At 61.5% G+C, this 23,756-nt stretch carries 18 protein-coding genes; 4 read left to right on the top strand and 14 right to left on the bottom strand.

Annotated features, from left to right (window positions below; translation table 11 throughout):
* Position 1 precedes the first annotated feature (1 nt).
* Positions 2–1,054: an N-acetylneuraminate synthase family protein gene (locus QFZ70_RS06125; RefSeq protein ID WP_307094543.1), complete on the bottom strand. Its 1,053-nt coding sequence runs from the start codon at positions 1,052–1,054 to the stop codon at positions 2–4.
* On the bottom strand, positions 1,044–1,763 hold the full coding sequence (locus QFZ70_RS06120; RefSeq protein ID WP_307094542.1) for a transferase: 720 nt from the start codon (positions 1,761–1,763) through the stop codon (positions 1,044–1,046). Before QFZ70_RS06120 ends, QFZ70_RS06125 begins: the two co-directional genes overlap by 11 nt.
* A gap of 197 nt (positions 1,764–1,960) precedes the next feature.
* On the opposite strand from QFZ70_RS06120, the gene QFZ70_RS06115 reads away from it, so the two are divergent.
* Positions 1,961–2,731 carry a cytidylyltransferase domain-containing protein gene (locus QFZ70_RS06115; RefSeq protein WP_307094541.1) on the top strand — a complete coding sequence of 257 codons (771 nt, stop codon included), beginning with the start codon at positions 1,961–1,963 and terminating at the stop codon, positions 2,729–2,731.
* A gap of 59 nt (positions 2,732–2,790) precedes the next feature.
* Here the strand turns inward: QFZ70_RS06115 and QFZ70_RS06110 are convergent, their stop codons facing one another.
* Genes QFZ70_RS06110 through QFZ70_RS06095 form a run of 4 tightly spaced genes read right to left on the bottom strand, consistent with a single transcriptional unit; the run spans position 2,791 to position 5,966 of the window.
* Entirely contained in the window at positions 2,791–3,822 is a 1,032-nt protein-coding gene (locus QFZ70_RS06110) for a hypothetical protein (RefSeq protein ID WP_307094540.1), read from the bottom strand.
* A 57-nt stretch (positions 3,823–3,879) separates the two neighbouring features.
* Positions 3,880–4,782, bottom strand: a complete 903-nt coding sequence (locus QFZ70_RS06105; RefSeq protein ID WP_307094539.1) for a glycosyltransferase family 2 protein — start codon at positions 4,780–4,782, stop codon at positions 3,880–3,882.
* Positions 4,779–5,189: a DUF2304 domain-containing protein gene (locus tag QFZ70_RS06100; protein ID WP_307094538.1), complete on the bottom strand. Its 411-nt coding sequence runs from the start codon at positions 5,187–5,189 to the stop codon at positions 4,779–4,781. Before QFZ70_RS06100 ends, QFZ70_RS06105 begins: the two co-directional genes overlap by 4 nt.
* A 3-nt stretch (positions 5,190–5,192) precedes the next feature.
* On the bottom strand, positions 5,193–5,966 hold the full coding sequence (locus QFZ70_RS06095; protein WP_307094537.1) for a glycosyltransferase family 2 protein: 774 nt from the start codon (positions 5,964–5,966) through the stop codon (positions 5,193–5,195).
* 153 nt (positions 5,967–6,119) lie between these two features.
* Here QFZ70_RS06095 and QFZ70_RS06090 point away from each other — a divergent pair, with 153 nt between their 5' ends.
* Complete coding sequence (locus QFZ70_RS06090) at positions 6,120–8,174, top strand: DUF6541 family protein (RefSeq protein ID WP_307094536.1); 2,055 nt, start codon at positions 6,120–6,122, stop codon at positions 8,172–8,174.
* A gap of 453 nt (positions 8,175–8,627) precedes the next feature.
* Here the strand turns inward: QFZ70_RS06090 and QFZ70_RS06085 are convergent, their stop codons facing one another.
* The 6 genes from QFZ70_RS06085 to glf all read right to left on the bottom strand — a co-directional run bounded on the left by QFZ70_RS06085 (position 8,628) and on the right by glf (position 16,812).
* Complete coding sequence (locus QFZ70_RS06085; RefSeq protein WP_307094535.1) at positions 8,628–9,668, bottom strand: ABC transporter substrate-binding protein; 1,041 nt, start codon at positions 9,666–9,668, stop codon at positions 8,628–8,630.
* 83 nt (positions 9,669–9,751) lie between these two features.
* The gene (locus QFZ70_RS06080) at positions 9,752–11,884 is read right to left on the bottom strand and encodes an acyltransferase family protein (RefSeq protein ID WP_307094534.1); all 2,133 of its coding nucleotides are present in this window, start codon (positions 11,882–11,884) and stop codon (positions 9,752–9,754) included.
* Between the two features lie 131 nt (positions 11,885–12,015).
* Complete coding sequence (locus tag QFZ70_RS06075; RefSeq protein ID WP_307094533.1) at positions 12,016–12,765, bottom strand: ABC transporter ATP-binding protein; 750 nt, start codon at positions 12,763–12,765, stop codon at positions 12,016–12,018.
* A 1-nt stretch (position 12,766) separates the two neighbouring features.
* Positions 12,767–13,636 (bottom strand): ABC transporter permease, encoded by an 870-nt coding sequence (locus QFZ70_RS06070; protein WP_307094532.1) that lies wholly within the window; start codon positions 13,634–13,636, stop codon positions 12,767–12,769.
* Positions 13,637–15,628 (bottom strand): glycosyltransferase, encoded by a 1,992-nt coding sequence (locus tag QFZ70_RS06065; protein ID WP_307094531.1) that lies wholly within the window; start codon positions 15,626–15,628, stop codon positions 13,637–13,639.
* Complete coding sequence (gene glf / locus QFZ70_RS06060; RefSeq protein ID WP_307094530.1) at positions 15,625–16,812, bottom strand: UDP-galactopyranose mutase; 1,188 nt, start codon at positions 16,810–16,812, stop codon at positions 15,625–15,627. The genes QFZ70_RS06065 and glf overlap by 4 nt, the downstream gene beginning before the upstream one ends.
* A gap of 242 nt (positions 16,813–17,054) precedes the next feature.
* Here glf and QFZ70_RS06055 point away from each other — a divergent pair, with 242 nt between their 5' ends.
* A complete protein-coding gene (locus tag QFZ70_RS06055) occupies positions 17,055–21,170 on the top strand; it encodes an FtsK/SpoIIIE domain-containing protein (RefSeq protein WP_307094529.1) in 4,116 nt (1,371 codons plus the stop codon).
* Between the two features lie 41 nt (positions 21,171–21,211).
* Here the strand turns inward: QFZ70_RS06055 and QFZ70_RS06050 are convergent, their stop codons facing one another.
* Entirely contained in the window at positions 21,212–21,712 is a 501-nt protein-coding gene (locus QFZ70_RS06050; RefSeq protein ID WP_373461541.1) for a hypothetical protein, read from the bottom strand.
* 231 nt (positions 21,713–21,943) lie between these two features.
* Here QFZ70_RS06050 and QFZ70_RS06045 point away from each other — a divergent pair, with 231 nt between their 5' ends.
* Positions 21,944–22,192: a WhiB family transcriptional regulator gene (locus QFZ70_RS06045; RefSeq protein ID WP_015937605.1), complete on the top strand. Its 249-nt coding sequence runs from the start codon at positions 21,944–21,946 to the stop codon at positions 22,190–22,192.
* A gap of 94 nt (positions 22,193–22,286) precedes the next feature.
* On the opposite strand, the gene QFZ70_RS06040 is transcribed toward QFZ70_RS06045, so the two are convergent.
* Positions 22,287–23,756, bottom strand: coding sequence for a sensor histidine kinase (locus QFZ70_RS06040; RefSeq protein ID WP_307094528.1), 1,470 nt, complete (start codon positions 23,754–23,756; stop codon positions 22,287–22,289).

The raw sequence follows: 23,756 nt of genomic DNA, 5'->3' as shown, positions 1-23,756 counted from the left end.
GCTAGGCGAGGTCTTCACTCGTCAGCGCTGTGCCCGACTTGACAGGGCGGACGGTTTTTGCGCCGACGACGAGTGCTGAGGGCGCAAGGCCACCCTCTGGACGGAGGATTGCAACATCGTCCTGTGTAATGACGGCGCCGGCGGCAATATCACGCGCTGCATGATAGGAGCGGCGCACCAACGAAGCATTCGCCTCTTCACTGGGCATCCGCCGTTTGTTTCCATCTCCCAGGGCCGCATGAGCGGCGCGGACTGAATCAACATACGCCGCGAATTCTTCCCGTTCCAGGGAGGCGGAGTGGTCCGGACCGTTCCGGGTCTTGTCGGTGGTGATGTGCTTCTCCAGCAGGGTGGAACCCAGTGCCGTAGCTGCGATTGCCGTGACGGAACCCGGGGTGTGATCCGACCACCCCACCTCCACTCCGAACTCCTCCCGCAGAGCAGGAATCGCCCGAAGGTTGGCTTCGTCCATGGGCGCAGGGTAGGCCGACACACAGTGCAGCAGGACTGTGGCGGGAGCTTTGGCTGTGGCCTCAAGGGCAGCTGCGATCTCCGGGCGGGTGCCCATGCCGGTGGACACGATCATGGGGATGCCAAACTCCGCGATGGCGGACAGATACGGGGTGTTGGTGAGTTCGCCGGAGCCGATCTTAAGACCAGGGACACCCAGGTTCGCCAGCATCAGCGCGCTGTCGAAGTCGAAGGGTGTGGAGAGGAAGGTAATCCCCCGTTCATCGCAGTGGTCGCGCAGCTCCGCCCAGGCCGATTCGGGCAGGGTCAGGCGCGTCAGCATATCCGACTGGGACTCCGCAAACCCCGCCAGCTTCTGGTACGGAGTGGTTCCTGCCGTGCTGGTGACCAGTGCTTCCGGTTTGAAGGTTTGGAACTTCACAGCGTTGGCACCGGTATCGGCCGCCATATCGATCAGCTCGTGGGCAACCGTGACATCGCCGTCGTGATTGACGCCGGCTTCGGCAATGATGAAGATTTCTTCCGCGCTGCCAATCTGGTGGCTGCCGAACTTCACGGATCCGATATGGGGGTCATACGTCAACTGACAGACCTTTCGTAGATTTGGAGGGCTTTGCGGGCACTCCGACATATGTTGTCATACCTGCCAGCGGGCGGTTAGCCACGGCGCCTGCTCCGAGCAGCGCACCGTCGCCCACAGAAACGCCGGGAAGTATTCGGGCCCCCGACCCAACGAACACCTGTTGACCGACGGAAGCTGCACCAAGAAGGACGGCGGCCGGTGCTATGTGGCTTCCTGCCCCGACCTCCGCTTCATGTTCCACGATGGCTCCTGTATTGACCACTGCAGCGTCATCTATCCGGGCCAACGGCCCAATGTGGGCGTGTTCGCAGACCTGGCTGAGCCGACCGAGAGCCGCTGTAGCGTCGACAGACGCTGTGGCCGCAATCAGGGGCTGGAGCAGCGCCGCAAATCGGGGCTCCCCCAGAATTGAGGAGGCCACACGGGCACGGACGGCGTTATCACCGATCCCAATGGCAATCGACAGTGACTGGTCAACAGCGAAAGCCAAGGCGGCGCCGTCGTCCGTGAAGTAGCGGACCCCGGCGCTGTGGCCACTAAGGAAGGGCGCATTCTCCCGCAGAGCGGCCAGCTCTTCCGGCAACGAATCGGCGAAGCTGACGTCGCTGACAGCAGCAACGGTATCTCCCCTGCCCCTGATCACGGCTGCCAGGCTGCGCCCGTGGCCTGAGGCCCCGATGATCAACCAACGTACACGTTCGAGATTCACAACGGACCTCCTTTCACTGCTAAAGACGCCTGCACCGCGCACCAAATGCCCTTGACATCATACTTTGGCGGGACGCGGCACTGCGGGAAGGCTGCGTGCAGCGCGAATCAAGGACTCCTCAACAGACAAATGTACTGTTGTACTAAATGCCTTGCGGCGAGTGCTGCCACCCCCACCATATGAGGTTGAAACTAACAATGAACGATAATTCGCCTGAACTGAAGATCCTTGCCGTCATCCCAGCACGTGGCGGTTCAAAGGGACTTCCCGGCAAGAACATCCGTCCGCTGATGGGAAAACCTCTCATCGCGCACACCATCCTGCTGGCCTCCACTCTGGGGCCGAACGTGCGGACCATTATTTCTACGGACGACGCTGCCATTGCCGCTGCGGCCCGTGAAGCCGGCGGAGATGTTCCATTCCTGAGGCCCGCCGAACTGGCCAATGATACGGCGCCCATGAGCGTGGTTCTCCGGCATGCACTTCAAACGATGGAAGAGATGGACGGAACAACGTACGACCTGGTTCTTCTGCTGGATCCGACCAGCCCAACGAGACTTGCCAGCGATATCGCGGACGCAGTGGAGCGCATTGCGAGCAGCCCGGAGTTGGACGGCGTCATTTCTGTGTCTGAGCCCTCGTTTAACCCGATTTGGGTAGGCGTCAAGCCCAAAACGGAGGGCGACCACGTTTTGGAGCGATACTTTGAAGAAGGCACGGGTGTTATTCGCCGGCAGGATGTCCCGCGCTTTCTTCGAATCAACGGCAGCTTCTACGTATGGAGGGCGGAATATATCCACCGACTGGAGACCAGCTGGTTCGACGAAGGAACGCACGGATACGTGGAAATCCCGGAGTCACGGTCTTTTAGCATTGATGACGAAGGCGAATTCCTCCTGCTGGAAGCCGCCGTTAAGGCCGGGTTGGCGCCGCTTCCCGGTTATTCGCCGACGTCCGAAGAGGACTGACCTCGGCAAAATGCATGCGACGGCAGCCCCGTTGATGGGGCCGCCGTCGTCTGGCACTGTCAGGCGTGGAGCGGCTCAACGGGGGCCAGCGCGGGTAATTGGGGCAAAGGAGACGGCAGGTGCTTCAGCGGGTGCCGCATCCAGTGCCAAGGGGACAGGCCCGCCTCTGTCGCATGAGCCCCCTCTGGCACCTTCTTGAGGCCCAGGACGGTTTGCACCTTAGTTAGAGGGCCGCTCGCCCAGTACTCAAGAAATGGGCCAGCCGTGCTCTTATCCCACCCCAGCAGGTGCTTGAGCTCTTCCGGCCTCCTCATATCACCAAGGCCCAACTCCGCTTCCGCGAGTTTGATGAGAACCGACTGCGGGGTGGTTTCATCGTAGAACTCGGGCCAAATGTCACGCATGATAAGACCGGGATCCGCTGCAGCATTGTGGCCGAGCTTAAAGTCGGGGCCGTAGATGGCCACTTCAGCTCCACTGACCGCGGCGTACATGATTGATGTGGAGAGACGGTTGGAGACGACTCTCCGGGCCTCAGACATCATGGTCAAAATTCGCCCGATGAACTTTGGGTCCCTGCGGTCCCCGGCACTGACGACCTCATGACCGGCGGCCTTCCATGCAGAAAGAATGACGTCATCATGCAGGTCATCAATATGCAAGCAGACCCGGGCGGGTCCATCTTGCTCCCGCACCATTTGCGCGTAGGCGTCATGGTCGCCGTCGACCTTTAACAGCGCGGTTCCGTGAAGTGGCAAGACCAAGGCCTTTTCCCCACGCGGCGGCAACGAGCCCGAGTCCTTTGCGGCCTGCAGCAAGTACAGATAGGGAGCACCCACGGCGGTCAGCATATTGGTGCCGTCTTCGAAGAAGTTTCCTGGGTCTGCTGGACTCCAGGCGCGCGACGTGCTGGTCCAGGAGAGCCGCCTTCGGGAAGGACCCCAATCGGCGAAGTCACCGAACTGAGCGGTAACCGGGCTGCTGACCGTCCAGCCGTGCTGGATCAGACCGGCAACATGGCGCAGCCGCTTAGCGCCGATGTAGCGGGCAAAAACGGCCGAGTGTCCGTAGTAGTGATTTTGAATGTCCATAAAGTGGTCAACGGCCCCTTGGGTCGAAACGTGGATCTGGAATGGCTGCCCTGACCATTAGGGCCGGACGGCGTGGGCCACCAACTTGCGCAGGCCCGGCCACATTCCCTTTGAGACCACCTTCGGAGTAAGCGATGCGGCGTTAAGGCGCGAAGTCAGGTGCCAGCGTGCCGCACGAGCGGCACCTTCCCAGCCCTTGGCGCTGAAGTCGCGTACGCACTCGTCGAAGAAGGCGCGCTCCTCGGCAAAGCGCCGGCCGTCCAAGGCGCGGACGGACGAGTCGGACTCACGGTGGCGGCGGTACTGGAAGCAGACGGTGTCCAGCACAGCCATCTTCCCCCCGCTGAGGATGATGTCGATAGCCAGGGCAAGGTCCTGGACGACGTCGTACTGGGGCCTGAAGTCATGCTTCTTAACCGCTTCGGCGCGCCAGGCGACGGACGGGAAGTACAACCAGTCGCCGACCATAAGGCTCTCAGCAATCGCTTCCCCTGAGACAATTGCCTCTGAGGACTGGCCCACCAACCGCTGCCGAAGGTACTGCTTGACCTTGTCGCCCAGGGGCGCATAGACGGCGCCGTTCTCGTCGATGACTTCCACGCCCGGCTGCACGATGCTGACGGAGGGATCCTGGAATGCCTTGCGTACGGTGCTGATGTAGTTCGGGAGCATAACGTCGTCCGCACCCATAATGACCACGACCTCGTGCTCAACCAGGCCCACGCACTTCTTGTAGTTGCCGTTGGCACCAAGGTTCTGTTCGTTACGGAAGTAGCGTACGCGATCGTCGCCTGCCACGAGGGCGGCGAAGTAGTCCGGCAAGCTGTCATCAGGATACCCGTCATCCACGATCGTGAAGCGGAAGTCCCTGTCGTCCTGTGCGAGTACCGAGTCGACCGCGGCTTTCATCATGGCCACGTCGCCGTAGTACGGGAACATTACGTCAATAGTCACTATCATCTTCTCTCGGTGGGCGGTGTTCCGGGTCCCGAGGGACCGTCGTCTGCTGTCGGCTGGGTAAGGCTGATCTGTTCCTGCAGTTGCTCGAATCCGCCGCGAAGGATAGCCACTTCTTCAGCGAGAATTCTGGTTTCGTCTTCCAGGATGGTCAGTTCACGGGAAACATGAAGACTGACGCCCACCAGCAGCAGGATCGAAAGGGAGAAGAGCAAATTGGCGGGGACTACCACGCCAACCATCGACGCTGCCCAGTTCAGCAGTCGAGGAAAGAGGCCCAAAATGATCGTGAGACCACCGATGACAAGCCACAGAACGGCGTACTTCTCACGAAGACGGCCATTGCGGAGCATAACAAGGACAACCGCCACCATAATGATGGCGAGAATCAAGGAACCTGCAACGTTCATTCCTTAGGCACTTCCCTCTCCGGCGATGTCGCCGGACAGCGGCGCATGTAATTCGGTTACCCGGGGTGTCCTGCGGCGCGCCAGCGCAAAACACAGAACAAGCCCGGACCTGGCTAAGTAGATTGAAGCCTTTACCGGACCCTGGCTGGGGGTGCCCGCCTGACGTGCTTTCATCTCCACAGGCACCTGCGTTACCGTGCAGCCGGACTTGATCGCCACCACAAGGGAGTCGATGGTGTCGCCCAGGTATTCAGCCGGAAAGTGCGAAATATATTGCCGAATCGCAGTCTCGTTCGCGGCGCGAAACCCGGACGTCACGTCGGTGAGGCTCGTCCCGGCAATGCCGGAAATGACCTTGGCGAGAAAAAACATAGCCCAACGGCGAGGACCCTTGGCACCATAATTGCCTTTGCCCGCGAACCTTGCACCGATTGAAATATCCGCATGTTCGAGGCCTGCCAGGACGCGATCGATATCGTGCGGATCGTGTTGCCCGTCAGCATCCACCTGTATAACGGCCCGGTACCTGTTGCGGAGAGCGTATTTGAACCCTGCCCGCATGGCCCCGCCGACGCCAAGGTTAAACGGCAAACGAAGCACCGTGGCCCCGGCTTCCTGGGCGATCCGGGGCGTGTCGTCCTTGGAGCCGTCGTCGACGACCAGAACGTCATGCTGAGGAACTGTAGATAACACGTGGCGGATGGTATTTCCGATCGCTTCTGCTTCGTTCCACGCTGGCATGACAATGAGCACGCCAGATCGCTGTGAGTTACCCATGATTTGCAAGTATAGCGGTGAGAGCGCGTCCCCTTGACGGCATGAAACGACGTGCGGACCTGACACCACGGCGTATCTCCCCCCATGCCCGCGAATTCCAAGCAAGTTGCCCATCCTTGTAAGGTTGGGTGTGACTTATGAGGAGCTTGATCGATGACTTGGTGGGAAACCCTCCCTACGTTCGCCGCAACATTACTGGTCTACTTCCTGCCGGGCCTGCTGATCCTTGCCGCAGCTGGAGTGCGGCGGCTCAATCTTGCCGCGCTGGCGGCACCGGTCTCAGCTTCGGTAGCCGGCTCTGTAGCTGTCGTACTGCCCTACCTGCGGCTCCCGTTTAACCCCGTCACGTATTTCGCCGTCGCGGGCTTGCTCGCCGTGCTGGTGCTGGCCGCCAGTCGCCTGCTCCGGCTGCGCCGGGAACGGGACGGGCTCACCACTCAATGGAGCCTCGAGTCGAACGTCCGCTTATCCGCCTCAGACACAGGTGTCTGGGTGTCGCGGCTTGCCGTCCCGGTAGCCGTCCTGTTTCCAGCACTGATCATCGGCGCGAGGTACATCGTTGGCTTCGGTTCCCCGGAGAGCTTCTCCGAGACCTTCGATAACATTTATCATCTCAATGCCGTCCGCCACATTGCAGAGACCCAAAATGGTTCGACGCTCATTCTGGGCAACCTCACCGAGGCATCCCGCGGGCTCTACCCGGCAGCAATGCATGACTCCATGGCTCTGGTACTTATGCTCGGCGCACCCTCGGTAATGGTCGCTGTGAACGTCGGGACAATCATCACCGGTGCGGTCGTCTGGCCTCTGGCGTGCATCTTTCTCATCAGCAGGGTGGTCGGTTACCGGCCGATGCCGCTGCTCGCGGCCGGCGTGCTGTCTGCCGGTTTCAGCGCCTTCCCCTACCTTATGGTCGCCTATGGCGTTCTGTATCCGAACCACGCGGCGCTCGCCCTTCTTCCGGCGGTGCTGGGTCTCGCCATTGAAGCCCTCGGCATGTCGCGTACCCCCGGACGATCGTGGCTGCCCCCCGGGCTGGCCCTGCTGGCCACTCTGCCTGGCCTTGCACTCTCCCACCCCAGCGCCTTCGTGGCGCTCCTCGGTTTTGCCTGTCCCGTGGTCGTGGCCGCCTGCGTACGGGCCGTCATCGCCGCCAGGAACGGTGCTTCAACCAAGTCCAGCGCCTGGAGATGGCTGGCGTTTACTGCCAGCTACGCTGTGGTGACTCTGGGTGTTTGGACCGTCGTCCGCCCTAGCCTCGCTACGGCGGGGTGGACTTCGTTCCAGACCAACGCGAAGGCCCTCGGCGAAATTCTGGGCAGTGCCCCGATGGGAACTACGACGGCTTGGCTCCTTCTGATCCTGACGATCATCGGTCTTTATGTCATTGCACGCCATTTCCGGCGGCTGTGGTGGGTGGCAGGCATGTACGCCGTTGGCGGTGTCCTTTTTATCGTGGTCTCGAGCTGGTCAAACGGCGCTTTCCGAGATTTCCTCACTGGGGTCTGGTATACCGACAGCTACCGCCTTGCGGCCCTTCTGCCGATGGTCACTCTGCCAATTGTTGTCTTGGGTGCAGAATGGATCGTTTGGCGCGTGCGCTGGCTTGCGGGTACGTTCGTGGGCCAGGCGGCCAGCAATACCGGTCCATTGCCGAAAGCCGCCTCCCGACTCATTACCAGGTTCCCGGGCAGCACGGGAGTGGCCGCGGGGTGCGCGGTTCTCCTGGCCCTCGGCCTCGGCGTCCAGGGTGGATCGCTAAGCGGAGTGCAGAACCGTCTTCAAACAGTGTTCACGACCAGTGATGTGTCTGGCCTTGTGAGCACCGATGAAGTCGCCCTGTTCAACGAGGTGGCCGGGCTGGTCCCAGCCACCGATGTCATCGTCGGCAACCCCCGGACGGGCGCGGCGCTGGTCTATGCGTTCAGCGGACGGCGAACCGTTGCGCCGCACATTTTCGGCATCAGGACAGAACAGGAACAGCTGCTTCTGGACCACTGGAGCGAGGCTGCGTACAACCCCCGCGTCTGCCCGGCCATTCATGACCTGAAAGCCTACTGGGCCCTTGACTTGGGCGATACCGAAATCACCCCCCGCGCCGAACCCCTCCTCGGCGTTCGAGACCTTGCCGATAATTCGGCCCCCGGCGTGGAACTGGTCAAGGCCGTCGGCAAGGCCAGACTGTTCCGGGTAACCGCTTGCGGCTGACCGTCAATGACGGCGGCCGTCCAGCGCGTGGGCTTGGCTCCTAACGGTCGCTGCAACACCCAGAAATTTGGGAGTTGCAACGACCGTGCCGCATTCTAAGCAATGTAACCGTGGGGCCTCGGAAGTATCGGAGATCAACTGTTCAGCAGAGAAAAGAGTTCTTCCGGGCTTATGATCGACTCGGAAGCGCGACAGTGAGTTCTTCTCAGCTCTGGAGCGGGTTGGAAGCGTCACTGTTGCTGCTGCCGAGCTCAGCCTGAATCTGAACACGGGGTTCCGTTGGGCACGGAAGGCGGGTATCGCGAGTCGGCCTGCCAGTCACCCCCGCGCGAAGAGTACCTGCAGTTGCGCGGACAGGGATTGAATCGGAGCGACGCGGTCAAGGCCCTAAACGTCCCGACATTGCCCCGGAATGGGACCTGGGGGCTGCCGAACCGCCGTCGTACTCCTTCCCTATCTGGTCGTTGACAGATAAGCCGCCTTGGCAATTTCAGGAACGATGTTTCTTCCGGCCCAGGCGATGCCAAGCGGGGAGCCCAGTTCCATCGACAAAGCCTCATTACCTGACACGAAATAGACCTGCCCCTTCCCGAAGGCTGGCAATGAAGGCACCGCCCCCTTCGCCTTAAAGGCAGCCATGTCGTCGGCTCCAATTGAAACAATCAAGACATCGGCGGAAAGTACCGATGCCCGCTCGTTTGGCAGCCAGTAGGAGGCCGGGGATTCCGAGGTATCCGCGGGTCGCCCCTGAGCCTTAACAAAGTCCAAGGCGGGCGCGTTGGCCAGCCCGAATTCCTTCAGGAGTTTCACGGGCAGGGAGGAATCGGAGAAGACGCGAATATCTGCACCGGGAACGGAAGACGCGCTGAGGTACAGAACAGTGGACCCCGGGAGTCCAGGGTAGTCCTGACCTGCGGACTTGATTGCATCCTGCGTTGTGTCGATCAGAGCCTTCGCCGCGTCTTCACGGCCCAGGACGCGGCCGATGAGCCTGACATTCGACCGCCAGTCACGTACTGCTTGGTTCTTCGCCGGAATTACTACAGGCGCAAATTCTGACAGCTCGATATATGTGTCTCGCGACAAGCTTGACCCGAGACCCAAGATTACGTCCGGCTTCAGCGTCTTAATTTCCTCAACCGGTATCCCGTGCCGGTCGTTGAAGAAGTATGGAACGGGCCCGTCGATTGCCCTCAAGGCCACAGTGAACCAGGGAGTCTGCGCGGTTTTGGACATGCCCCCAGGACCGAGTCCCAGGGCCGTGCAGATATCTGCTTCCGCGGCGCCCAGGACCACCACGTGTTGCGGCGGAGCGTCGAGGATGGTTGAGCCAAACTCGTGGTCGACAGTAACGGGGAAGGCATCGGCGCTGGCGGTCGCCACCACGGTCTTCGACTCCTGCGCGCAGGAAGCGAGCGCCAAGGGCAGTGCACCCATGAACGCAAGGAAACCGCGCCGTTTAAACACCTGTACTGCGCTGTCCTTCATGGCCATCTATTCAATCCTCAGCAACTCGTTGGATGTACTCATCCCGGAAACGGCAAACGGACAAGTCCGCGTATACAGTTGCAGCGAAATCATCCGGAAGCCTCGCGGAAGCGTGACTCAAGGACGGGCTGCAAAGATCTTATATAGCTCCTTGACACGTGATCGGCGTCAAAGTAGACGTGCAAGCCGCCGATGGCGGCATAACAACTACGTAAATCGCAGAACTGGTCGGACAAGTCCAGCACATGCGCGTTGGCAGAGCCAAGTTTTCTGACGCCTTCCGCCATAGGATCCGGCGGCAGCGCCACGGTGCGGTCATTAGCGCATGCCGGTGCGTTCCCGCGGTTGCGTGCCAGACATTCGGAGGTGGTCTTATTTAGCGTCAGCGGAGTGTCCCGCAACAGGAAGATGCGCGTGCCGTTCTCTGCCCAGGCACCGATCCTGGACCGGACTCCGGAGGCATATTGCTCAACCTGCGAGCCACCGCTCCCATCATCGACAGTCTCCTTGGACCCGAACGATGAAACAAACACCATGTCCGGTTTCTCAGTCAGAATGCGGTCGGAGACCAGCCGGCTCCACTCGAGGCAGCGCTGCTGAACCGCAGTGCTACGGGTGCGGACATCCATAAAGGCCACCCGCGTGGCGTCAATGACCGGGCAGCCGCCGAGAAGACTTTCATGTAGCCGCCAACCGTTTTTTCGGGCCAGCTCGATAATGCCCACCTTCCACTGCTCCGCATGTGAATCTCCCACGAGCCAGACGTCGGCAGCCCCCTGTTTCCCGTCGGAGAAGTCACACTCGTTCAGGTATTTCTTGTCCTGCACGGTAATCGGATTGGATGCCAGCTTGCACTCGGGTTCAGAGAACCAGGGCGCTTCCGCCGGGCCAACGTTGTTCACGAGTGGATCGCTGAAGGCATTCGGACAGGAGTTCTCCGGATTCATACTGCGCCCTCCATAGCACGGCCCATTCTGGAGGTCACTAATACGCTGGGCTTCGGCGCTTTGAGCTGCTCCCGCGCCCGCAAGGAGTGCACCACACAGCAAAGCCATAACCGACATCGCGGCCACCGTTGACAGCAGCGTTACTCGCGGTTTGGATTGTGCAAACAGTTTGCTGCGGCCCGGGTCCTCGACAAATTTCTTGGTTAGTCCCGACAGCAGAAGTGCGATTGCGAGCAGGCCGAACCGATCCGTTGTGGATAATTCACGGCTGAGCAGACTCGGGCCCAGCACGATGAGCGGCCAGTGCCACAGATACAAAGAGTATGAAATGTCACCCAAATACTGGACCGGGCGGGCGTTCAACGGAACGTTGGGTGACCACAAGGGCCCGCGGGGTCCTGAGACGATGACTAGAACCGTTCCGAAGACCGGAATTAGGGCTAAGTAGCCCGGAAACTCTGTCTGTTGAGTGAACGCAAGCGCGGCGACGAGAATCAAACCGTAGCCAAGCCACTGCAGGCAGCCCCTGATGTTCCAGTATGCAGCCACGGACTGGGGGACGCGCTCAAAGGCGGCCAATGCAATGAGCGCCCCGGCTGCAAACTCGTATGCACGCGTGGGTGTGACGAAGTACGCCTGGCTCTTGCTGGTCTCTGTGAAATAGATGCTAAACGCCAGCGACGCCGCGAACACAACGCCCATGCCCAAAAGCCGCACAACTCTGTTGCCAGCGGATTTCCGTCGGGCGAGCACAAACAAACCGAGCAACAACAGGGGCCAGATGAGGTAGAACTGTTCTTCCACCGACAAGGACCAGTAGTGCTGAACCGTCGACGCCTGCTCATTGTGAGCCGAATAGTCTACCGACTTGGCGGCGAGCACCCAGTTCTCAATGTAAAAAACTGACGCAAGCGTTTCCTGCGCCACGCTCGTCCAACGTGAGAAGGGAAGCATGATCCAGACTGCCGCCAAGGAAACTCCACCAACAAGCAGTGCTGCGGGCAGCAGCCGCTTCGCACGGCGGGCGTAGAACCTAGCAAGACGGAGTCTGCCGGTTTCGTCGAGTTGTGCAAGGAGATGCTTGGTGATCAAGTAACCCGAGATGACGAAGAAAACGTCGACGCCGACGTAGCCGCCCGGGAGCAGTTCCGGCCACAGATGGTTGATAACCACAAGGCCGACAGCGACAGCCCTCAACGCCTGAATATCCTTGCGCACGCCCGTGGACCCGGAGCGCCGCAGCTCAGATCGCACGAGAGTGGGCTGCTCCGTCACTCCTGCTCCTCATCCATCAAATCTCTTCGTAAAGCACCCGTTGATGAGGCGCCGACCTGCAGCGGCACACGTTCAAGGGTACCCCGATGCTTCCAGCCCTACCGTCCACAACGGCATGCATGTGACCGGACTCAGGCTGCTGACCGTCGCCTGAGCTGCGCCACCACGTCCCGGACGGGTCCGTCCATCAACACTTCACCGTGTTCCAACAGGACACCGCGCTCACATACTGTAGAAACGAGGTCCAGGTCATGGCTTACAACAAAAAGCGTCTTGCCTTTGTCCGACAGTTCCTTGATTTTCGCAATGCACTTGCGCTGGAAGGGTTCGTCGCCGACGGCGAGGATTTCGTCAATAAGGAAGACCTCGGGGTCCGTATGTACCGCGATGGAGAACGCCAACCGGAGGTACATGCCCGAGGAATAGAACTTTACTTCGGTGTCGATGAACTCACCGATCTCGGAGAACTCCACGATGGAGTCGAACATTTCATCGATGTGCTTCTCCGACATACCCAGGATGGCGCCGTTCAGATAAACGTTGTCCCGTCCGCTGAGGTCATGATGGAAGCCGGCCCCGACCTCGATCAGTCCTGCTACCCGGCCACGCGTCCGCACTGTTCCGCCGTCCGGCTGCAGCACGCCTGAGATCAGCTTCAACAAAGTCGATTTACCGGAACCGTTAAGTCCCATGAGAGCCACGGTCTCTCCCTGTTTCACTTCGAGCGAGACGTCCTTGAGTGCAAGGAACCTCTTGGAGAGATCGCCCTTGCGGCCCTTGACCAGCCACACGAGAGCTTCCTTGAGGGAGCGGGTGTGCCGCAGGACGAACTGCTTCCGGAGTCCGGTGCAGCTAATGGCTACGTGGCCATGCGAGGTCATGTCAAAGCTCCTGGGCGAAATGTACGGAAAGGCGGCGGAACATCAACTGACCAAGGAACAGGATGGCGAGAGAGATGAGCAGCGACATCGGGAGCCAGAAGCCGAGAAGGTCGGGGGGCATGGTGTCGCTGACCACCTGGTCCGCCTTCAGCGTCGGTTCCCAGAAAGTCCAGTGGAAGACCTCGACTGCGGTGGTGATCGGGTTCAGCTGGTAGACCCAGTACCAGGGCCCCATGACGCGCTCCACCATGGTCCAGACGTAAAGAACAGGCGAGGCCCAGGTGACAACCATAACGATCATGTCCACGATGTTCTCGGAGTCGCGGAAATAGACGTTGACGGCGCCAAACATCAGGCCCAGGCCGGTGGCCAGCACTGCCATCATGAAGAAGATCAGGACGGCAGCGGCCAGTTGCAGGACAGACGGCGTCCAGCCCACAACCAGGCACGCCGCCACCAGCACCAGCAGTTGCGGCAGGAAGTGAGCCGCCGAGACCCACACGGTCGCCGCCGGAAACAACTCCCGCGGGAGGTAGATTTTCCGGATGAGGTCCCGGTTATCCACGATGGAACGGGTGGCATTGGACAAAGACTCCGTGAAGAAGTTGACCAGGACAATGCCCGAAAAGAGATAAATGGCGTAGTTCGGTGTCCCTTGCTCAAGGTTCAGGAAGACGCCCAACGCGATGAAGTAGATGAGAAACTGCATCAGCGGTTTCACATAGGACCACATCAGCCCGAGCACGGATCCGCGGTAGCGGATTTTGATTTCCTTGCGTACCAGCAGCTTCAGAAGGAAGCGGTCACCGTAGATGTCGAGGAGACCCCGGCCTGTCCCGGGCTTAACCAGCTCGTCAATCTGGCTCCCCATTTAGCGGCCTTCCTGGGAGTCGGCGTCGAACGTCTTCTTCCAGGCCGCCATCGAAGTGATCTCCGGAACTGCACGGCGGTACTGCTCAGCCAGCTTGTCCCACTCGCGGTAGAGCCGAAGGTGCAAACGGGTGGCCTCGGCCAGCATCGACTTAAGCTTTTTGGGATCACGGCGGTACCAGGAGGCCCCGGTGCCCTCGGCGTTGGACACAATGACGCTGTCGTAGTGGGCCAGCCGGAACCATCGGTTGTCGCGGTGTGCCAGGAAGCCCTGCGGACGTTCGGAGCTCTCGGGCGCGGGGGTCTGCACCAGCTGCCGCGACACGGTCTTGATACCCCAGGGAACAAGGTCCTTTTTGCGCGGCATACCAATCGGAGCGCCCCCCATGGGGCCGCGGCCCAGCTTCGGCGCCGGGAAGTCGTCGACGTCGTCCTTCAACTGGGCGTCCGGGTATTCGGACTTCAGTGCATTGATCTCAGGAAGACGGGTGGCCAGGACCCCGTGGAGGTCATCGGGTCCCTTGAAAATATCCTTGAGTGCTTCAATCCGGCCGTGCTCGGTGAAGTACTGCATTGATACAAGGTGCTTGACGTCAGCCTGGACGGATTCCCTCAACACCCGCCCACCTTTCGGGTAGGGGCTGTGGATGAGGGTAGTGATCAGCCTGTTGCGTCCGTGGAAGTATGACTGCCATCCGACCATGTCGTCTTTGTCAGCCCAGGAGACGTGCCAGACCGCTGCGCCCGGCATCGATACTGTCGCGAAGCCGGCCTCCCGGGCACGCAGACCGTACTCGGCGTCGTCCCACTTGATGAACAGCGGAAGGGAGAGCCCGATTTCTTCGATCACCTTTGTTGGGATGAGGCACATCCACCAGCCGTTATAGTCGACATCCACCCGGCGGTGCAGCCAGGCAGTCTGGCGGAGGTTGGCGACGCTGAAGTCGTGGCGGAGCTCCATGTCGGCGTGTGGCTGGGCCGGCACAATCCGGTAAGGATCGACGACCTCACCGAAAGTATGCAGGACGCTGCGGCTGTACAGGTCAAACATGTGTCCGCCGACGATTGTGGGCCTGCGGCAACGGTCGGCGAACGTAAGAAGCCGGACAATGCTTTCGGGCTCCACAACAATGTCGTCGTCAAGCAGCAGCACGTAGTCGCTGCCGTTCTCAACGGCCTCGTACATGCCGCGGGCAAAGCCGCCGGAACCGCCCAGGTTTGCCTGGTTGATCACCCGCAGCTTGCCCCCGAGGGACGCTTTTACTTCAGCGAAACCCTCCTGGTCCTCCACCTTCTCCGTGCCTTGGTCCACGATCAGGATTTCCTTGACGTTGGTGAGGACGTCCGGGTTCTCCGCAAGGATCCGGGCGTTGGTGAGGCAGAACTCGGGCTTGTTCATCGTGGTGATTTCCAGGGTCACCTGCCCGTTTTCACGGGCGGCCTCCGCCGTCTCCCACTGTCCGCTTTCCAGCACCAGTCCGTCGGTGGTGGCAGCGAGGTCAAACCAGTACCAGCCGCCGTCACCAAATGGTTTGAGCGATAGCTCGAAAACCGAGGTGGTATCCGCTTCGACGTGGCGCCCATCGACGCGCTGCACGGATCCTCGGGCATTTGACTTGTAGACAGTGACCGTTCCCGCGCCGCTTGTCCTGACAACCAGCCGGATATCGCGCACGGAAGTCCACCGCCGCCAATAACTCGCGGGGAATGCATTGAAATAGGTGCCGAAGGAAATCTGCTCGCCGGCTCGAACCCGCATGGATGCCCGTGAGAGTAAGTCCTCGAAGTGCGCCTGGCTCAGGCCGGAGCTGAACATCTGCAGTTTGTCTTCGGGCAGCTTAGGCGAGCGCGCCAGTTCGTCATTCTCCCGCAGACGGATACCACTCGCCGGACCGGCATCCACGTAGAGCGGGATGGTGTCTGTCTGGTCGGCGGAAGGGAGGATCACTCGCTGAAGAACGCTCCATGAGGACGTCTCTTCAGTAGTAGTCATGCGTCCACGCCTCCGCTTTCCAGCTGTACGCCGCTCTCAAAGTGCGGCCGGATCCTGTTGTCGAACATGCTCAGCGCGGACCCGATGGCCATGTGCATGTCGAGGTATTTGTACGTTCCCAGCCGGCCGCCGAACAGGACGTCCTTCTCCGCCGCTGCCAGGTCACGGTACTTGAGCAACCGGTCGCGGTCTGCAGAGGTGTTAATTGGGTAGTACGGCTCGTCGTCCTTCTCGGCAAAGCGCGAGAACTCGCGCATGATGACCGTCTTTTCTGTCTGGTAATCACGCTCGGGGTGGAAGTGGCGGGGTTCGATGACACGGGTGTACGCCACGTCGTCGTCGTTGTAGTTCACTACCGACGTTCCCTGGAAGTCCCCGACCTCCAGGACCTCTTCCTCGAAGTCAATGGTGCGCCAGGACAGGTCGCCTTCAGCGTAGTCAAAGTACCGGTCGACCGGGCCCGTGTAGATCACCGGGATGTTGCCGACAACTTTGTTTTTGCTGTACTCGTGCGACTCGTCAAAAAAGTCGGTGTTCAGCCGGACCTCGATGTTCGGGTGCTCGGCCATCTTTTCAATCCACGCTGTGTAACCGTTTGTGGGCAGGCCCTCGTACTTGTCGTTGAAGTACCGGTTGTCGTAGTTGTAGCGAACAGGCAGCCGCGAGATGATGCCGGCCGGCAGGTCTTTCGGGTCCGTCTGCCACTGTTTGCCGGTGTAGTGCTTGATGAAAGCCTCATACAGGGGCCGGCCGATCAGCTGGATGCCCTTGTCATTGAGGTTCTGCGGATCAGTTCCGGCAAGCTCGCCGGCCTGCTCCTGGATGAGGTCCCTCGCCTGGCCAGGGGTCAGGTTGGCGCGGAAGAACTGGTTGATTGTGGCCAGGTTGATCGGCAGGGAGTAGACCTCGCCCTTGTGCACGCCGTAAACCTTGTGGACATAGTTCGTGAAGGTGGTAAACCGGTTGACGTACTCCCACACGCGCTCGTTGGATGTGTGGAACAGGTGGGCACCATAGCGGTGCACTTCGATACCCGTTTGCTCTTCTTTTTCGCTGTAGGCATTGCCGCCGATGTGGTGGCGGCGGTCGATGACGACAACCTTCAAGCCGAGCTCAGTAGCGGCCTGTTCTGCGATCGTCAGGCCAAAAAAGCCGGACCCTACTATGACGAGGTCAGCGGTCACAAAATCTCCTGGTTTGAATGCGGGCAGCGCAATGGTGCGCATTGTCTGCTGCTCTAGCCTACCCGAGGCACTGCAGGCGCCGTCGAATCCCGCGCCGCCGCAACCGGGCCCAGGATCAGGCTTGGGACTGGGACAGAACGGCGTCGATCTGCGCCCGACGTTGTCCACATACGGAAACTCTTTCAACCGAGGCGGCGCACCGCTGGCTAGCGTGGACTAAAAGGCCGTGAGGATTTGTACCGATGAAGTTCCATTGCACGCTGGTCCGCAGCACCGGTTCCGTGATGCAGGAAGCACCATGTGAGCTGACCATCAACGCACCCGAAGGGACTGGCGGCGAAGTTGTCCATGCCCAGCTGATTCAGAAGTTCGGGACCGGATCTATCACTATTCGCGGCCAAGACATCCGCTCGATGACCGTCGGTGAGGCCCCCTTGGTCAACGGCGCGGTTCTTGTGGACGGGACCTACGAGCGGAAGGTCCGACGACGGCCGCCGGCCGAGGACGCCCAGCTTGCCCTGGCCGTCCACACCGGCGTCGGAGCTGGCACCCTTGTGCCGCTGCGGCGGGGTTCCTACACCATCGGCAGGAGCGGCACCCGCATAGTAATCCCCGATCCCGAACTCTCCCGAGAGCACGCCCGCCTCGTGGTCACCGAGACGGACATACTGATCATTGACCTGGACAGCGCCAACGGCATCCACGTCGACGGCGAACGGGTCCGAAACGCCGTCGTCTCCACCGGCTCGAGCATCACCTGCGGCAACACAACCATGTCGCTGGTTTTTATTGACCTAACGGACAAAGCATTGGCCGACGCCGGGACCTCCACCCAGCAGCCCCTCACCGTCACTGGCCGGATGGATACAGGCAACAGGGCGGCACTCCTGCTGACCGCCACGCTTCCCTTGCTGATCGGGATAGGACTCGCCGTGCTCACCGGCATGTGGATGTTCCTTGCCTTTGCTGCCGCTTCCGCAGTGTCTGTCCTGGTGCCCCTCGCCTCAGGGCGCCGGCAGCGCCGCGACCTCGCACGAGCCGTTGCAGCCGCCGTGGCAGAAGACCGGGAAAGACGACTCCGGTCCGGCCCCTCCCTCGCCATCCTGGCGCTGGCCATAAATCAGCGGCAGGGCCCCACCTCTGTTTCCCCTGGCGGAGAAGGGGTTTGGCTGCGGGTCGGTGAGGCTCCGCAGCCAGCGAATGTGAGAGTCGAGCCAGCCGTATCATCGGTGGGCATTCCGGGCGTAGGCGCGGTTCCGGTGTTCCTGGACCCAGGAATTCCCAGGACAACCCTCCGCGGACCAGGTGCAGTGGCGGACGGCATCGTCCGTTCCCTGGTGATGCAGCTTGCGGGCTACCCCAAGGGCCACGGCACGCGAGTTGTCATTTATGGTGAAGCAGCCCGCCTACCCCTGGGCGCCCGCTATCTGCCCGGCGTCATTCTCACCGCTTCTGCATCTGATCTTCTGCGCATTCTTAGCGAAGGCTTCGGGCGGAGCTATCAACACGGCGTACTCCTGCTGCTGCCGGCTTCCGATACAGGGCACGACGACGGCGCTGTTTGCGTAACTGCGGCGGCCCTCGGTTGGCAGGTCCTTGAGTTTTTAGCGGCCGAGGTAAATGGCGGCCCCTGTGATGTAGAACTTGCCGAGCGAAAATCACTCCTGCGGCTTACGGCACGCGACGTTGCCTTTGTTCCAGATCTGGCACCAGAGGACGTCTTCCTCAGTTTCTGCAGGCAGCTGGCCGTGCATACCGAACGGCCAGATAACGAGGACCCTGCTGTCCCCGCTCAGTGCTCCCTCCAGGACGTGCTGCCGCTCGCTCCTCAGCATACTGAGGCCCGCTGGAATGCGAGCGCCCGGGACCACCGCCTGAACATTCCTCTAGGGCTGGGCCCCACGGGAACGCGCACCCTGGACCTTCAGGCCGACGGACCCCACCTACTCGTTGCCGGGACCACCGGCTCCGGCAAGTCCGAACTGCTCCGCAGCCTCACCCTGGCTTTGGCCCTCTGCCATCCACCCAAGCGGGTGAATTTCCTTTTTGTTGATTTCAAGGGCGGATCCGGACTCGGTCCCCTCACGGAACTCGTCCACTGCGTCGGACTCCTGACGGACCTGTCCGCCCACGAGCTCGAACGCACCCTTACCTCTCTGCGTGCAGAAATCCGGCTGCGCGAGGAAGCGCTGGCCTCCGCACGGGTGCCGGATCTCACGGCATACCGGCACACCCGCGCTTCACAGGATTTCCCACTCCCCCATCTGGTCATCGTCATTGATGAGTTCCGCATGCTCGTGGATGATGCCCCGGAGGCGCTCCGGGAACTCATGCGGATCGCAGCCATCGGTCGCTCACTCGGAATCCACCTGGTCATGGCCACTCAACGGCCGCAAGGAGCGCTGACCGCAGACATCCGCGCCAATGTCACCTCGAGCATTGCGCTTCGGGTGCAATCGGAGATGGAGTCCTCGGACATCATCAATTCGAAATGTGCCGCCGCCATCAGCGTGGATGCACCGGGTCGGGCCTTCCTGGCCCGCGGTACGGAGGTTCCCCTGGAATTCCAGACCGCATCCGTAGGACCAGCGCAGGGCGAGCCCGGCCCAGCTGGGGCAGTCAGGGTACAACTTGCCGTGGAATGTCTTGCCTCAACCGGCTCCGTCGGAGCTGATATGTGTCTTCCCTCCGGGCAAACGCCGGCCCAGGCTGCACGCCCACTGGTGGCGATGGTGCGGGACCTGTGGCTTGAACGGAAGGAACCGGCGCCGAGGCGGCCAGTCGCTCCTGCTCTCCCTTCCAACCTGACCAAGCCACAAGAGGCCGCATCGTCGTTCCCGGCAGGCGGCCCCAGGCCCTCAGCACGGTCAATCAAGCTCGGTCTTCTTGACCTGCCGGCCAAGCAAAAAGTGGTGCCACTCGAGTGGAATCCGGCCGAAGACGGTCACGTGGCCCTTATCGGCGCTCCCTCTTCCGGTGCCACGGAGGCTCTTGAGCTGGCTGTTATGCAGTTGCTTCTCCGCCCGTTCGAAGCACACGGTTACGTCCTGGATGCAGACGGTACTTTCCTGTATGCGGCTGCACACCCCGGCATCGGGGCGCATGCGGGCCTCCATGAGCTGCGGCGGGCCGTCCGCGTGCTCGAACGCCTAAAGAGGGAATTGACCCACCGGCTGGGAAAAGGCGGCAAGCAGCACGATGACGCACTCTTGGTCCTCGTCATTTCCGGGTGGGGCTCGTGGGTTTCGGCGTTCCGTGCCGGGCCCTTGGCCTGGGCCGAAGACCTCGTCCAGGACCTTGCCCGAGACGGCGCACGGGCAGGGATCATCGTATTGATTGCCGGCGATCGTGAACTCGTTAGCTCAAGGGCGTTCTCGTCGCTGCCCAACCAGCTCTACTTCCCCACCGGTTCCAACACTGACAGCCGGATTGCGTGGCCGCGCATGCCGGCAACGGCCGAACTCACGGGGCGCGCCGTGGTATTCGGCCCCGTCTCCCACGGAGTTCCGGCCGTTTGCCAGCTTTACAGCGTCACGTCCCACTCTTGGAACTCAGGATCAACGGCCTTGCTGGACGACGAAGCAGGCCTTGACAGTGCGGAGAACGTCGGCGGCCAACAAACCAAACGCCCGTTCAAGGTCGAACAACTCCCGGCAGTGGTGGCAGCCAAAGACATACGGCCGACGGCACAGCCGGGGGTCATGGCACAGCCACCGCCCGACCGCACCCAACCAGCACCAACCCCGCAAGGCAGCAGGCGGCAGGACATCGTTCTTGGCGTGGGCGGTGACGAACTTGGGCCCAAGTCCTGCACGCTGCAGGGGGCAGGGGTGCTTACCGTCCTGGGAGGAGCCGGATCAGGAAAGACCAACGTCCTTCGCGCGCTGCCGCTCATGAATCCGGACCCCGGTCCATGGCTTTATCCCCAAGATGGGACCGACCCGTGCGACTTCTGGAAGCGGGAACTTGCCACGGCAGCAGCAGGTGAATTGTCAAAGGGGAAGGTGGCGTTGGTTGACGACGCCGATCTCCTCCCTGCCGAAGCCATCCGGAATCTGTCGGACCTCAACGCGTTGGGCTACCCAATGGTCCTCACCGCGACCTACAGTTCCTTGCTCATACAACGCGTGCCGCTGGTCATGAGCTCCCGCTCGGCCGGCACCGGCCTCCTGCTCGCACCGCGCTCCCTGTCGGACGGTGATCTCTTTGGGGGTCCGATTCGAAGTAGAGGCCACCGCACCGCCCGGCAGGGCCGTGCTCGTCTCCCACGGGGTGGCACAAAGCATCCAGGTGGGCTGGGCTCCTCCCGGGGAGGGAGCATGACGCTCCATGGAAGGAAATCAGTGCTCAAAGAATGAGGAGCAGCGCTGCACACGCAACTGGTTCCCCGCATATGCGGTTAGAGGGCCGGCGTTGGACTCCCGGTCCGGGACGCGAAACTGATGACCTTGTTGTGGAACAACAGCACGATGGCGGTGACGGCCGGGACCAGCATCGCCATTCCAGCCAAAGGAAGACCGTTCGTCAGCGTGGGAAATCCGATGGTCAATACGAACAACTGCGCCACCAGCACAGCCGCCCTGGTCCACCGGTATCCCCGGTAAAGGAACAGCGCCACGGAATACAGCCAAGCGGAGAAAGCCAACAGCAGACCAAGGGTGAACACGGCGCCCCAAAAGGAAAGAACGGGGCTGCCCGCCGCCAACTGGTAGCCGTACCAGGCAGCAGCCGCCAACAGCGCTGTCGCCTCCGCCGCCACAATTAGCGCCACCACGAGGACAGCTGCCGGCCGTGCCGGACGCGCGGCCGCCTGCGGGTCCGGCACCGGCCGCCCGGGGTCTTGGCCCGGGCCTTCTGAGTCGCTTGGCGGGTCCGTGGGTTCTACAGGGGGTCTTGACACACTGGCACCCTACCGGACATAGTCGGACAGTGGTGAGGGCCAATACCGCCACTGTGATGCATCGCTCAGCGTTCCCGGGATTTCAAGCCTTATTACCCCTTGTTTACACAGCGTTAACATGACAGGCTTGACTCAGATGACCAACGGGGCCCTGCCGGGCCCCTTTCCTTTGTAGCTACTAGTGAATAATTTCACAAAGGGCTTTTCCCAGAATTGGAGCAACTGATCAGCATGGATTGGCGTAACCGCGCAGCGTGCCTCGAAAAGGACCCGGAACTGTTTTTCCCTGTAGGAAATACAGGTCCGGCCCTCCTGCAGATTGAGGAAGCGAAAAGCGTCTGCCGCCGGTGCCCGGTAGTGGACACATGCCTGCAGTGGGCCCTTGAGTCAGGTCAGGATGCCGGTGTTTGGGGCGGCATGAGCGAAGACGAGCGCCGCGCCCTGAAGCGCCGGGCAGCACGCGCCCGCCGGGCTTCCTGATTCCGCGGCACACCGGCGTAAGCTAACCAGCATTTTGTAAAAGGCCCTGGCCGCAACCGCAAGATTGCCGCCAGGGCCTTTTGCTGTCCGCCGCCTACTTGGCTTCGAGGCTAAGACGGATCTGAACGGCAGTACCGCCGCCCTCACGTGGCTGCCACTGGATGGTGCCGCCGAGCTCACTTGTCACCAGCGTGCGGACGATCTGCAAGCCGAGACCCTCGACATGGGGCGTTTCGGGCAGACCCACACCGTCATCGGCGATAGTGACTGTCAACTCCTCCTCGCCCTCATCCCCCTCCGAACGGTCAGCCAGAAGCCATACAGTTCCGGTACGGCCCTCAAGGCCATGCTCCACGGCATTGGTCACCAGCTCATTGATGACCAGCGCCAACGGAGTGGCGAAGTCGCTGGGCAGTTCACCGAACATCCCTGAACGCTCGGTCCTGACCTGCTGCGACGGCGAGGCAACTTCTGCTGAGAGGCGGAACTGCCGCCCGATCAGCTCATCGAAGTCGACGCTCTGCGTCAGGCCCTGGGACAGGGTTTCATGAACCAGCGCGATGGTGGCCACCCGGCGCATCGCCTGCTCCAGGCCCTGCTTCGCCTCGTCACTGACCATACGGCGGGACTGCATCCGCAACAGCGCGGCTACGGTCTGCAGATTGTTTTTGACCCGGTGGTGGATCTCGCGGATGGTCGCGTCCTTGGTCACCAGCTCCATCTCGCGCCGCCGCAGTTCGGACACGTCGCGGCAAAGTACCAGTGCGCCGAAGCGCTGCTGCTCATCACGCAGGGGAATCGCGCGCAGGGACAGGCTCACCCCCCGGGATTCGATTTCGCTGCGCCACGGCATCCGGCCGGTCACCACCAGGGGCAGCGTTTCGTCCACCATACGGCGGTCCTTGAGCAGGCTCGCGGTGACCTCGGCCAGCGAGCGCCCCTCCAGCGATTCCCCGTCACCGAGGCGCCGGAAAGCCGAGACACCGTTGGGGCTGGCGTACTGAACGATGCCCTCGGCGTCGAGCCTGATCAGTCCGTCACCCACACGCGGGGCGCCTCGGCGGGAACCCGTGGGGGACGCAAAGTCCGGCCACAACCCCAGGGTTCCCATCCGCAGAAGGTCGTACGCGCACTGCCGGTACGTGAGTTCCAGGCGGGACGGCATGCGCGAACTCGACAGGTCCATGTGCGTGGTGACTACGGCCAGGGTGCGGCCGTTCCGGACCATGGGAACGGCCTCCACCCGCAGCGCCATGTCACTGCTCCAGTTGGTTTCACTGGAACGCTCGATGGAGCGGCTGTTCCAGGCCTTGTCCACCAGGGGCTGGAGATCCGATCGGATGGGATCCCCCACGAAGTCGCCGTGGAACACAGTGTGCGTGGTGGAGGGCCGGACGTGCGCCAGCGCCACATACCCGTGGTCGGGATGGGGGAACCAGAGCGCCAGGTCCGCGAACGCCAGGTCCGCGACCATCTGCCAGTCCCCCACCAGGAGGTGCAGCCATTCGGCATCCCCCGGCCCGAAATCAGCATGTTCCCTGATGGGGTCCGTAAAGATTGCCAC

It is taken from the genome of Arthrobacter sp. V1I9, assembly GCF_030817075.1.
Taxonomy (GTDB): domain Bacteria; phylum Actinomycetota; class Actinomycetes; order Actinomycetales; family Micrococcaceae; genus Arthrobacter.
Note: the sequence above shows the minus strand (reverse complement) of the source record. Positions and strands in the feature narration are given on the sequence as shown.

Bases quoted from the DNA above. Each gene is read 5' to 3' on its own strand.
- QFZ70_RS06110 (WP_307094540.1), bottom strand. From the start codon at position 3,822: ATGGACATTCAAAATCACTACTACGGACACTCGGCCGTTTTTGCCCGC.
- QFZ70_RS06115 (WP_307094541.1), top strand. From the start codon at position 1,961: ATGAACGATAATTCGCCTGAACTGAAGATCCTTGCCGTCATCCCAGCA.
- QFZ70_RS06070 (WP_307094532.1), bottom strand. From the start codon at position 13,636: ATGGGGAGCCAGATTGACGAGCTGGTTAAGCCCGGGACAGGCCGGGGT.
- QFZ70_RS06085 (WP_307094535.1), bottom strand. From the start codon at position 9,668: ATGGCCATGAAGGACAGCGCAGTACAGGTGTTTAAACGGCGCGGTTTC.
- QFZ70_RS06065 (WP_307094531.1), bottom strand. From the start codon at position 15,628: ATGACTACTACTGAAGAGACGTCCTCATGGAGCGTTCTTCAGCGAGTG.
- QFZ70_RS06090 (WP_307094536.1), top strand. From the start codon at position 6,120: ATGACTTGGTGGGAAACCCTCCCTACGTTCGCCGCAACATTACTGGTC.
- QFZ70_RS06055 (WP_307094529.1), top strand. From the start codon at position 17,055: ATGAAGTTCCATTGCACGCTGGTCCGCAGCACCGGTTCCGTGATGCAG.
- QFZ70_RS06075 (WP_307094533.1), bottom strand. From the start codon at position 12,765: ATGACCTCGCATGGCCACGTAGCCATTAGCTGCACCGGACTCCGGAAG.
- QFZ70_RS06045 (WP_015937605.1), top strand. From the start codon at position 21,944: ATGGATTGGCGTAACCGCGCAGCGTGCCTCGAAAAGGACCCGGAACTG.
- QFZ70_RS06105 (WP_307094539.1), bottom strand. From the start codon at position 4,782: ATGATAGTGACTATTGACGTAATGTTCCCGTACTACGGCGACGTGGCC.
- QFZ70_RS06095 (WP_307094537.1), bottom strand. From the start codon at position 5,966: ATGGGTAACTCACAGCGATCTGGCGTGCTCATTGTCATGCCAGCGTGG.
- QFZ70_RS06100 (WP_307094538.1), bottom strand. From the start codon at position 5,189: ATGAACGTTGCAGGTTCCTTGATTCTCGCCATCATTATGGTGGCGGTT.